The 12,416-nt window shown below is 67.1% G+C and carries 6 protein-coding genes; 4 read left to right on the forward strand and 2 right to left on the reverse strand.

The genetic code is table 11. The annotated features are described in order from the left end of the window. Positions 1 to 130 precede the first annotated feature (130 nt). Both ACFYZ8_RS35935 and ACFYZ8_RS35940 read right to left on the reverse strand, forming a co-directional pair. Positions 131 to 799, reverse strand: a complete 669-nt coding sequence (locus tag ACFYZ8_RS35935) for a hypothetical protein (RefSeq protein WP_388539416.1) — start codon at positions 797 to 799, stop codon at positions 131 to 133. Next, on the reverse strand, positions 796 to 4,200 hold the full coding sequence (locus ACFYZ8_RS35940; protein ID WP_388539413.1) for a CHAT domain-containing protein: 3,405 nt from the start codon (positions 4,198 to 4,200) through the stop codon (positions 796 to 798). Before ACFYZ8_RS35940 ends, ACFYZ8_RS35935 begins: the two co-directional genes overlap by 4 nt. A gap of 630 nt (positions 4,201 to 4,830) precedes the next feature. Between ACFYZ8_RS35940 and ACFYZ8_RS35945 the strand changes: the two genes are divergently transcribed. The 4 genes from ACFYZ8_RS35945 to ACFYZ8_RS35960 all read left to right on the forward strand — a co-directional run bounded on the left by ACFYZ8_RS35945 (position 4,831) and on the right by ACFYZ8_RS35960 (position 12,414). Then, positions 4,831 to 9,414, forward strand: a complete 4,584-nt coding sequence (locus tag ACFYZ8_RS35945) for an AAA domain-containing protein (RefSeq protein ID WP_388539411.1) — start codon at positions 4,831 to 4,833, stop codon at positions 9,412 to 9,414. Then, positions 9,411 to 10,253, forward strand: coding sequence for a hypothetical protein (locus ACFYZ8_RS35950; RefSeq protein ID WP_388539408.1), 843 nt, complete (start codon positions 9,411 to 9,413; stop codon positions 10,251 to 10,253). The genes ACFYZ8_RS35945 and ACFYZ8_RS35950 overlap by 4 nt, the downstream gene beginning before the upstream one ends. 418 nt (positions 10,254 to 10,671) lie before the next feature. Then, positions 10,672 to 11,679 (forward strand): hypothetical protein, encoded by a 1,008-nt coding sequence (locus ACFYZ8_RS35955; RefSeq protein WP_388539406.1) that lies wholly within the window; start codon positions 10,672 to 10,674, stop codon positions 11,677 to 11,679. Positions 11,680 to 11,991: 312 nt separating this feature from the next. Continuing rightward, positions 11,992 to 12,414, forward strand: a complete 423-nt coding sequence (locus ACFYZ8_RS35960) for a hypothetical protein (protein WP_388539403.1) — start codon at positions 11,992 to 11,994, stop codon at positions 12,412 to 12,414. The last annotated feature ends 2 nt before the right edge of the window (positions 12,415 to 12,416 follow it).

The raw sequence follows: 12,416 nt of genomic DNA on the forward strand, positions 1-12,416 counted from the left end.
CCTGGTTACTTGCTGTTGGCGAGGTGGCCGTCAGACCGTCCAACTCTGCGGTCATGGAGAGGAGCTTCCTGTCCGGCCTCGGCGGTCCTCACCGTGATGATCGCGCATTCCGTTGACGGATGTGGCGGGGTCACCCCGCCAGCACAATGGCGTGTGGCGTCGGTGCGAGGCGTGCCCGGTAGCGGCGGATCCCCCAGCTGCGGTGCTCCAGCTCTGCCGCCACCAGCACCTCCGCCGTGTTCAGCCGGTCGGGAACGAGTTCCACCAGCGCTGCCACCGGGTGGTCGCCGACCAGCGGGAAGCCTTTGAGCTGGCGGAACTCCCACTGCGGGTTCGGCTGGGATGCGCCGTGGCCGCGGACGATCCACTCGTCCCTCTCCGGCCCCGCACCCGGGGGCTTCTCCACGCCCACGTCCAGCAGACCTGCCTTGACCGTGAAGTTCATGCCCATGCCGGAGCCGACAACCGGACGGGTGCGCTCGCCGGGGTCGATCAGCCGCGCGACGGGCCGTGCCCGGCCGTCCTGTGTGGACAGTGCCACCCCCAGGGAGGCGTGGCGGAACGTACCTTTGCCGGCCGGTGTCTCCGGACGGAACGAGCACACCATCAGCAGTTGCCGGAACTCGCGGTCGGGCGTTGCCTTGACGTAGGACGCCCACTGGGCGGGCACGCCCTCGTGGTCGGCGGGCAGCACGTCCCAGCCGAACGTGAGCCTGCCGCGCAGCGGCTCGTCGTCGGCCGGGCTCCCGAGCGTGCGCTCCGGCACGAGCTCGACTTCGTGCAACCAGACCTCGGTCATGCCATGGCTCCCTTGCTCCGACCATGCACGTAGGTGAACGCTCCCCAGTCACGGTAGTGGGGATGCCGGGCACGGGTGGCGAGTTGGGCCTCGCGGAAGGCGGGCTCGGGGTCCGTGCCGTGAGCGATCCGATGGTGCATGTGGTGGTAGAAGTACGTGGCCGGCTCGGGGCGTACGGGCCACAGACACCCGACGACGGCCTGCGCGCCAGCGGTGATCAGTGCCGCCGGGATGCCACGGACGTTGTCCGCGCGGTCGAACCGGCCCAGCGCGGACTCGCATGCGGCGAGAGTGACCAGGCGGACACCGCGCAGGTCGGCTTCGAGGAAGTCGTAGGCGAAGACCCGGCCGTCGTCATCACGGTCTGGAGTGAGGTAGAGACAATGCATCCACGGCGCGTCCTGGTCCAGCCTCCCGTGTACGGCGATGTGGACCACGTCCGCCATAGTCAGTTCGGCGAGCAGCCTGTCACGCGTGGCCGCGGGCCCGGTGACGGCATCCGTGCCGACCGCGTCGGCGACCTGCCGCGCGTGCTCTTCCAACGCCGGTTCGGCGTACAGCCCGTAGGGCACGCCGCCGTTGGCGGAGGCCAGCACCGCGGTGCGGCGCGGCCGTACGGGGTCTGCTGTGGGCGTCAGGACCTCGAGGCCGACGATGGTGGTGACCGTCCAGTCATCGGCGATCATGCGGTCTCCGGTGCGGCACAGCGGTAGCGGCAGGTAGTGCAGCGCGCCATGCGGCCATGCCAGGATGCGGTCCTTGCCCTGGGCCCGCCATTTGTCCCACAGTTCGCCGGCACCGAGTGGTATGTCGCCTGGCTGCCGCAGCAGTTGGCTGCCTTCCGGTGTCACGTTGCCGAACAGCGGGTCGCGTTGGACCTCCGTCCGGATCGCCTCGACCCGGTCCGCCACCGGGTGCCGGTCGTTGTTCTCGTCCGCGCCGTCGCCCAAGTGCACGGCCAGGGACCGGCCCTGCCTGGTGACCGCGAGAAGCACGGCTGCGCCGCTGACAGCGGCGGGCAGGAACCAGGTGAGCAGTACGGTCCGGTCGTCGAGCAGTTCGTGCGTCTTCGCCCAGAGGTGCTGGTCGTCGATGAGCGGTGCCGAGCGGCGGCTCAACTCGTGGTCGATGAGCGACGAGATGTGCCACCGCAGGTTCCGGGCGATCTGGTGGGTGTCGTGGCCGCCGGGACGATGGTCGGAGTCCAGTGCGTTCAGCAGGTGCGGTGACGCACCGGACGCACCATGGACGGCGGCGGGCTTCTCCAAGTCGCGCAGCTTGCCGAGAAAGTGCTGGATGTACGTAGGCAGCGCGAGCGGGCCGTCGATCCGCCCCCATGCGCCCAGCTCCGGTCCCTTGCCCGCCTGGTGCAAACCGAGCATCAGCCCCATCGGCAGCCTCTCGGATTCCAACGTGAGCTGCCAGACCGCCGAGTGCACGAGGTCGCGCAGCACCACGCCGAGTTCGGGCGCGCGGCTCGTGTCGAAGTTCGGCACGTTCAGGATGATCGCGAACAGTGCTGCCTTGAGTTCGTCGCCGCCGAGGTTGCCCAAATGTTGCGCGAACGGCACCAGGCTCGCCCGCGCCAGTTCCTCGAAGCCAAGCGAGGCGTAGGTGTGTGCCGCGTACGCATAGCGATCCCAAGGGAACGGGTCAAGACCGGAGACCGTCTCGCCCTCCTTGGCCGACTGGTAGTACAGATCCGCTACCAAGAGCCGGAACTCTTCGCTGCGTACATCGCCCGCCTGCCGCAGGAGAGTGATCCCCAGCGCAGGCCGGCCCCAGTCGCGGGCGTGTGCGGCTGTATGCAGCAGCGCCGCCGACCGCTGTGTCGGGGTCCAGGATTCCGGGAACGACGTCGCGAGGGCATGGTCGGGCCCCGGGCAGTCGGTGGGGTCGTCGGGCAGCACGTGAAGCCGTGCCTCGATCAACTGCCTGCGGTGGGCGGGGCCCCAGCGGACCCCGAGCCGCTCTGCCCAGTCCAGCACGGTGCGCAGCAGCGGCCGGTCGGCGTGTTCCCGGGCCAAGTTGACGCCCTGGCTGATCACCTTCGCGGTTACGTTGCTGCCATGGGCGGCGACGAAATCGGCCAGGGGCGCCCCGAACACCGCCCTGGGCAACCCGTCGACCAGGGCCGGGGGAATCCCGTCCATCACCCTGAGCAGAAACAGGGCGACATCCAGATCGTCGGCGGTTGACGAGTCGAGCCATAACGACAACGCGGCGCCGGCGGCATCTCGATCAACTCCCTCCTCGTCCGCGAGGATCTGCGCCAACGACGCCTGGAGGCGGACCTTTCGCGTCCCACCGTCCAATTCCAGAGCGCGCAGCACCAGATGTCCCGCCTCCGTCACCAGCCGGTGGGACTCGGCCTGGAAGGGCTCCTCGTCGGTGAACCACGTGCGGTACAGGTCAGCCTCCAGCCGAGCGGACCAGACGGTACGTATCCCACGGGCGTAGTGGTCGGCGGCCAAGTCCTCCGCTCCCCGAGTGGCCATCCGCAACCGGGCGGCAGCCAGCAACCCGGCTTCCAGTTCGGCGGGATCGCTCAGCTTGTCGATCAGCCGTGACACCACCGCGTCGGTTTCCTCGAACACCGCGCGATCACACCGGGCCGCCACCAGGTCGACGGCCGACTCGACAGTCCGGAGCGCCGCGTCCCGCCAGGCGGCCTCCGCCCCACAGGTGTCGGCGACCTCGGCAACCAGCCTCCAGTAGACGTACATGAGCTCGACCAGACCGCGGTGATCGTGGAACTCGTCCCGGAAAAGCAATTCCACCATCGTCTCGGCGGGCACTTGGTCCGCATGTTCCACCAAGGCTTGTCGCGTTTGCTCCAGTTCGCGCGCCTGTTGCTTCGCCTGGGACAGCGAAAGGATCCGGTTGCACACGTGATGTGCAAGCTCCATCAGCGTGCCGACGGGGTCGATGAAAAATCTGACCTTCGGCGGGCCATCCTCGTCATCACGCGATTCGTAGGTCGGCTCTCCGAAGCGCACAGAGCCGGCGCACACCATCCCCTGCCGCGTTTCGAAGTCGAGCGCGCCGATCGGATCATGCATAGCAGGCAGCACGTGGGAGACGACCAGCATGACCGAACCCGATGCGATCGCCGTCTCCCGCCAGCCAGGCGGCTCTTCCAGGCGGAGGTCATGCACAAAGTACGCGCCATCTGGGCTGAAGACGGAGAGCACGCCTCCGTCAGCCTGCGTGACACACCACTTGTGATCGACGGGGTGGCTGAAGGGCAGTTCGTTCATCGAGAGGAGCACCGGGAGGCCCCACCAACTGTTCGCGCGAGTGAACAGGCTACCTCCGGTCCCGTCACCGGCGGTGAACGGGCTGATGCCGGCCAGTCCTACCGCGAGTCCGGCACGCCAGACACCGTCCACCTCCACCATGAACGCCCACCCGGTGATGTCCCGCGACAGCCTCACGCCGTTCCCCCCGCGCTAACCGGTCATCAACGGATTCAACAATGGCACGGCCCTGGTCGGACCCGCTTGCTCCCCGGCCCCAGGATGAAGGTCTCGAGTGCGGCAGCATGCCCGCCAACGCCCAAGTACTTAGCCGCGTACTCGATCGCCGACGCCGGCAGATATCTGTGCCGGGTCCGCCTGTGGGGCCACCTCGTAGGCTTCCGAGCAGTAACCGGTAATCGCCGGCTGTCATGACGTGGGGACTCCGCGCTTCGGCTACCAAGCCGGACGTCTGGTTTGCACCGGAACCGGTCATCATTCGCCGTAGACTCAACCCTTCGTTCGCATACCCGCAGCACCTCGGATTTCAAGCCGGTGCCGGTATCTTCCGTCAGCCTCTCCACAGTGCCTCCCACCTGCGTAGAGACCTCTGACGGAAGGACCGCGGAGCGCGCCCAACCGGCCCCTTCGGCACGCCCGCGAACAGCCCATTCAACGACGTGCGCGGCGCCGAATCCGTGAGACAGATCCGGTCATCCTCCCCCGGGCTCATTGTTGTGCTCTCAACCGACCCTCATCCTGAAACGTTCGTCAGCGGCCGAGAGGAGAACGGTGAACAATCCGCGGCGCCATGCGAGTGACCCCGATGTCATCGGGCAAACAGCAGGACTGGTCAACTTCCTACGCGACATGGTCCACAGCAGCCACCAGCGGCAGCGTGACGATCGCAACCGTGAACGTCTGTGGCTGGCAAGGCTGCCGGAGCCCGTCCGCAGGCCGGCACCCCGCCCTGACGGCCTGCTTCTTACGCTCGACCACGTGCTGCAGAGTGCGCCACCCGACCTGCCCGACTCACTCGACGGCTGGGTCGAGCCGACGAGTTGCCTGGACCCCGACGGAGGCGATCCGCCTCTTGCGGAGGAAGGGCCGGGAGGCGAACTGGTGCGCGTTGCGGACGACAAAGAGCCGCCATCAGAGGAAGGCACCCTGCGCCGTGAAGAGGCCGGTGACGTGCTGCGGGCCTATGGAACGTGGCTGGATCGCTGGCGCCGGTGGGCGGCGCGGGAGCGCGCGGAACGACCGCTCCGCGAGCTCTACGACCGGTTGTATGCGTGGCACCAGAAGCTAGCCCGGGAGGACGACCAGACGGAACTCGTCCTGGGCATAGGGCTTTTGACCTGGGTCACCCCGGACGGTGACGTAGTGCACCGCCATTTGTTCACCCATCGGGTAGAGACAGCCGTGGATCGCCGCACGGCGCGGCTTACGGTGCAACTGTCGCCGGAGAGCGCCCTGCGTCTCGAAGACCAGGATTTCCTGGACAGTGATGATGGTTGGGTACGCGAGCGCGGGGCCGCTCTCTCGGAGGAGATCACGGCTCGCGGGATGGACCCGCTGGGGCCCGAGGCGCTGGAGCAGCTCGCGCAGTGGCAGGAGCGGGCGACCACTCGGCCCATGGGCTTCAGTGCAGCGTGGGAGCCACCCCGCGCACCTGAACTGGGGGCGCGTCTCACCTACGCGCCAGCCCTGGTCATGCGCCCACGCAACCTCAACTCGCTGCTGCGGTTCTACGACCAGATCGCCGAGACGGTGGCCTCGGAGGGCCAGGCACCGCTCGGCCTGGCCCAGATGGCCATGAACATCGAGACCGCCGATCGTTCCACCTGGGACGGGATCCAGAGGGCGCCGCTCTTCGGTGACGATCCCCTGTTCCCGGGCAAGACGAACGCTCAACAGCGCAGCGTGCTGGGGCGCCTGGAGCACGACACCGGTGTGGTGGTCCAGGGGCCGCCGGGGACGGGCAAGACCCACACCATCGCCAACCTTGTCTCGGCACTGCTCGCACAGGGCCAGCGGGTACTCGTCACCAGCGCTCGCGACCAGCCGCTCACCGTGTTGCGGGACAAGCTTCCGCAACCCGTAAGGGACTTGTGCGTGCTGCTCCTCAGCTCCACTCGCCACAACGGCGAAAGCGAGGGCGAACTGGAGCGCACCATCAACGCGCTCACCGACCAGGTGGCCGCCAGTGACCCCGCCGAACTACGTGCTGAGATCCGCCGCCTCACCGGGGAGCGGGACGAGGCAAGGGGACGGATCGAGACGCTCACGGAGCAGGTGATCTCGCTCCGGGAGGCCGAGTACCGGCATCGGAGCGTGGCACCGGGATACGCAGGAACGCTCGCCGAGATCGTGGAGCGGGTCCAAGCCGGTACCGAAGAGTTCGGATGGATTGGCCGTCTGCCCGACACCGCCGAGGACGTCCCGCCGCTGGCCTCCGAACAGGCCCACGAATTGCTCGTCCTGCTGCGTGACGGCGCGGGTGAACCGCGGGCCGGCGGCGCGCTTCCCGTGCCTGGCGATCTTCCTTCGCCCCGGCAAGCCGCGGACGTATTCGCGGCCAGCCGCCTCAGCGATGAGGGTCTGTCGGCAGAGGCCGTCGAGATCCGGAACGTACTCGCCCATCTCGACGTGTCCGTGACCTCCCAACTGGCTTCGCTGCTCGATGCCTCCGAGACAGCCCTTCATCACCTCGGAATGCCTGCCGACGCCACACGCTGGGATCCCGGCTCCTGGATCACTCGAGCGCTGACGGACCGGCTCTGCCGATCCGACCTCGCACTGTGGCAGCGGGTGGCAGCCGTCACCAGCGACATCCGCATGGCCGCAGGGGACGTGGATGCGCTGGGTCTGCGTCTGGTGACCATGCCCGAGGACCTGACCGCCCTGAAGGCAGGCCAGCTGACAACCATCGGTGTCGCTCTCCGGGATCACCTGGCTGCAGGCAAGACCTTGCGGTCCCGGTTCCCGGGCAAAGTGCAGAAGAACGCACAGGAGTTGCTGGACTGCTGCACTGTCGACGGCCATACGCCCCAAACGACTGAGGACCTGGACGCCGTGCTGGCCCACCTCCGGGCGCACTCCGCGATCGCCGGCGCGGCCACGCGTTGGCAGCAGGTAAACGCCGCTGTCCCGCCGGGGGACGTGGAGGTACGGCTGGCCGAACTGACCTCACGCGCCGACCGCCTTGAGCACATAGAGGCCTTCGGCTTGGCCCGGGACCGCATCGACGCGCTTCTCGTGCGTCACGGGGTGCGGCTGACGATCGCCTCCCGCCAGGCGTGGCAGGACTTCAATGCCGGTGTCGCCGCGCTCCGTGGCCGACGCGCCGCCGACGAGGCCGTTGCGGAGTTGGCCGCATGGGACGAACTCCTTCGCACCCCCGTGAGCGGCACGCAGCTGACCACGGAGTCCGTGGCCCTGGTCCAGGCTCTCCGCGACGAGGACGTGGAGGCTTATGCCGAGGCCCTGGAGGCACTGGTGGCCGCACACCGGCGGGAGCACCGTACGCGTCGGTGCGACGAACTGCTGGGCGCCCTGCGCGCCAGCCACTCCCTGCTCGCGGGCCGCCTCCTCGACAACGCCGATGATCCCGACTGGGAGGAACGGCTGGGCTCCCTGGAGCGGGCGTGGGCGTGGGCGAAGGCTTCACAGTTCCTGGACAGGCAGCGCACACCCGGGCTGGAGCGCAAGCTTGAAGGCGAACTGAGCGAGCACGAAGACCGGCTGGAGCAGGTGACCGGCGAACTCGCCGCGGCCTGGGGTCGGTTGCACTGCTTGGAGCGGATGACGCAGGAACAGCGCTCGGCGCTCCAGGCGTACCGGACCCACATGGCGTCCCTCGGTAAGGGCAAGGGGAAGAACACCGGCTTCTTCAGAGCCGCGGCACGCGATGCGATGTCCGTGGCACAGGACGCGGTGCCCGCGTGGGTCATGCCCATCCCCCAGGTCGCCGAGATGGTGCAGGCGAGGCGGGATGCCTTCGACGTCGTCATCGTGGACGAGGCCAGTCAGGCGGGCATGGACGCGCTCTTCCTCCTGTGGCTGGCTCCCCGTGTGATCGTCGTCGGTGACGACAAACAGTGTGCGCCCGCCCTCACCCGCAACGGCCGTCACCAAGCTATCCGGGACAAGCTGGCCGCCCATCTGCCGGACATGCCCAGCCGACTGCGCGAGCTCTACACGCCGCACACAAACCTGTACCAGTTGCTGTCCACCTTCTTCCCAAAGGTGATCCGCCTCGAAGAGCACTTCCGCTGTGTGCCGGAGATCATCAACTGGTCCTCCAACACGTTCTACAACAACAAGCTCCTGCCCCTGCGGCAGTACGGCGCCGAACGGCTGGACCCGCTGCGTACCCACTTCGTCGAGGGCGCCGTGGTCGCGGGCCGCGAAAGCCGTGTCCACAACCCCAAGGAGGCCGAGGCGATCATCGACTGCCTGGCCCGCCTGGCCGAGGACCCTGCCTACCAGGACAAGACCATGGGCGTGATCGTGCTCCAGGGCTTCGGGCAGATCAAGCTCTTGGAGTCCCTCATCGAACGGCTGCCGGCCACCGTGCGCGAGCGCCACCGGATCCGTGTCGGTAACGCGGCCTCGTTCCAGGGCGACGAGCGTCACGTGATCCTGCTGTCCATGGTCGTGACGAACCCGCCGCGGGCAGCGGGCGGGAACAAGAGCGAGCAGCAGGCGTACAACGTCGCCGCCAGCAGGGCCCAGGATCAGATGTGGCTCTTCTATTCGGTCCCGCCGGACCGTCTCAAGCCGCACGACCTGCGGCTCAACCTCCTGACATACATGGAGAACCCGCCCGCCGCGCTGGAAGCCGCCGACGACATCGGACCGGTACTGCCGGACGTCCGTAGGGCTCCCTTCGACTCGCTCTTCGAGCAGCAGGTGTATCTGGAGATCAAGAAGCGGGGCTACCACGTGATCCCGCAGTTTCCGGCCGGCAGCAAGCGCATTGACTTGGCGGTCGTGGGAGCACGCGGCCGTCTCGCCGTGGAGTGCGATGGCGACGCCTTCCACCACGCCACGCGGCAGCAGATCGAGAACGACCAGCGGCGGGACCGCGAACTGAAGCGCGTGGGCTGGGAGTTCTGGCGGGTACGAGAGAGCGAATTCCGCTTCGATCCCGACGCGGCGCTCGACGGCCTGTGGGAGGAACTCGACCGCCAGGAGATCCGCCCCGCCAGCTACCCGCGCTCCGCTTCAGCCGCCAAGGCAGCCGGCTCTCAAGCCGAGTGGAAGCCGCTCGACCTCTCCTCGGACGACGGGCTCACCGACGACGAGGACACGGGGGATGAACAGATCGACGACCGAATCGACGACAACACCGCAGAGGACGACGCCGCATGACGCAAGAAGCCGTTCTGGGCCCGCTCGACGGCAACACCTTGAAGGAGCTGGCCCGCGTCATCTGCGGTGACGACCACCTCTACTACCGCAGAGGCTTCGAGATCGCCCAGTTCCTGGAGAACGCCGGGTGGCTCAATGTGCCCGAGTACGACGGCGAGTACCGGGGCGAGTGGACTCTCCAGCTCCTCACTGCTCGTCGTGACAGCCCGACCGAGCTGGAGAAAGTACTGGTCAGACTCGCAGACGCACGCGAGTACCTCGACGAACCCGGTGTCCTCGCGACCGTCGTCAACGCGGTCAACACCTTCCTTGTCCACGAGGGCTTCCGTCTGGAGAATCCAGGCGGCCGACCCCGGATCGTTGTCTGTGACCCGGCTCTGGCACACCCGGGCCAGCAGGCACCGGTCGAGCTCAAGGCCACCATGGCAGAGATCATCCGTGAACCACGGATGGCCGCACTGCTCCAGCGCCGACTTGACGAAGCCCGCACCTGCTTCGGCAACGGTGCTCACATCGCGGCCATCATCATGCTGGGCAGCCTCCTCGAAGGTGTCTTGCTTACGGTGATCGAGGAGCGCAACGCCTCCCTGCTGAGCAACAAGGACCCCAATTTCATCGGCCTCAAGGCCCTCATCGACATCTGCCACCAGGCGGGCTGGATCGACATCGACATGGAGCGATACAGCCAGACACTTCGCGAGTACCGCAATTTCGTCCACCCACGGCGTGAGTTCCGCGAGGCACACTCTCCCGACCGCGACACGCTCACCGTGTCCTGGTACGTCGTGAACGGCACCCTCAACGACCTCGCGGCCAGCCATCTCGGAGCGGACACGTAGGCCGCCACGCAAGAAATCTGCGGCGTGGCCGCCGGGCCACAAGCGCTCAATCCAGGCACATCGGATCACGAGGGGAGCAGATTGAAGATCACGGCAGAAGTGCTGAGGGACCTAGCGGAGCCGTCCAACGTCGCGGTCCACTCGAACAGGGAACTGGCCGGGGACGTGAGCATCGCGGCGGCGGACGACGACAAGCAGAGAGAGGAGAAGGAGCTCGACCGGCTTCGCCGGAAGCCTGGGCTGGACCCCATACCCGCACAGGATCTTGGCCGACTCGCACAACTCACGCCCTGGGATGTACTGCACTCCTTTGGACGGGCAATCACCTTGGCACGACGCGGAGCGGGACGCGGCCTCGCCGAACACTGGGGCTGCCTGAAGTACAACCAGGCTCTCACCGGGAACTCAGACTTCCTTCATGGCGCTCTCCACCGAGGGCAAGGAGACCGCGGAGTACTACAAGGCACTTCAGTCGGGAGAACTCGGCACCGGATTCGCGCTGGCTCTCGCTACACGGCTCCTGAGCAGGCGCTATCCGAACCACTTCGTCTCGATCGTGCCGGCTGACACAGCTCTGCGCGCAGGGCGGGCCTTGACCAGCAGGGACTCCGGTCCAAAGACGGGTTACCGATACCGACCGCAGTTCTTCGCCGAGGTATGGAGGCCCGGCGAGCCCTCTCGCGTCTTCCCGATCGCTTGTAAGGGCAACCACAGCGGGCTCTCCGCCTCTCACACTCAGCTTGCCTCGGCTTCCGCCCACGTGGAGGCAGTGCACATCGGGGCGTGGGACGAGACACCGTGTCTGGTGTTCAGCACAGAACTCCCACTCGACGGCCCGCTGGCGGTTCACACCCTGGAGGCGGGTGGAGAGGGAGGTTGGCTGGACGCTCCGGAGCGCGTTCTTGATCACGCGTTGGAAGACGAGAACGTGTATCCCGGCATCCAGCCACCCTCGCAAAACGACAAGCCCGCGGAGCCCGAACCCGGCTATCACGTGAGTCCCGAACTGTACGGGTGGTTTCAACACGTGCTTGCCCGCACAGCCGCAGCCGGCCTTACGGCCTTCGCTGGAGACACAAGTGCGACCGTCCCGTACCTGACGAAACGGCAAGGGCAACGACACTTCGCAGGCTTGACCGATGCGGCCACGGACAGCGTCCAGGACGCACGGCATCGGCTCTTCGGCATCGACTTCGTCGGCACCGACCACGTCTTCCGGCTCAACCGGAAGCGAGTCGAGGCGTTCTCCGGAGTCGCGGAAGATCTCTTCCGCCACCTTGAGGAAGGACGGGTGGAACAGTACCGCCGGGAAATCTACGCTCGCCGGACCACATGGCCACGCAACGTCTGGGCCCCACGCTGGAACGGTCCCGTCTCCATACATCCGGACGGTTCCGTACTGGGTATGCGTCTACTGCGCGATTAGTCCAAGTTGCACGCAAGCGTTACTCGGCTCTTCCACTGGCGCAGCTCGTGGGTCTGACCCGGTCTGCGGAACAGGCTCACGAGCACCGACACGGGGCTCACGCCTTGGCACCACCCCGCAGGGTTGTGCATCTAACCGAAAAGCCGCGCCGCACTGTAACGCGACCACCAGCCCGAGACTCGGGCTCCATGGTCAGACCGCTAACTCTTCGAGATCCAAGCACGGGCATCCAGCAGCACGTTCACCGAGCACCCAGCTGCCGCCTTGCCTCTGTCCGGGGGAACCTACGCGCTGTGGTGAAAGGATGGCGCCATGGTGCTTCAGGTGGGGGTCAAAGCGCTCCAGAGGAGACGAGATCAGCTGCGCGACTCAGCAGAGTCAGTTGACTCGAACAGCGCGCTCGGAGACGTGGCCACGGTCTGTCTCCTCCTGTTTTACGCCGCCGAGTGCGGGCTCAAGGAGCGGCTGCTCGTGCGGCACGGGCACCGCGACTCTACGGCCTTGGAGCCCACCCATGACCTTCGCAAACTCGCCAAGGAACTGCGATTGCCTCGGGCAATGGGCGCGCGCCTCGACCGACTTCAGAGTTGCAGAATGCACCCGCCCACGCGTGGCTCCGTCGCGCTGGCCGATCTACATCAGGCATGGCGCTATGGTGCAAAGCTTGACTCAGCGGACGAGAAGGAAGCCCAGGAAGCGCTTCGCGCTCTGATCAGCTGGTGCGAGCAGGACTAGGG

It is taken from the genome of Streptomyces sp. NPDC001668 (genome assembly GCF_042893155.1).
Taxonomy (GTDB): domain Bacteria; phylum Actinomycetota; class Actinomycetes; order Streptomycetales; family Streptomycetaceae; genus Streptomyces.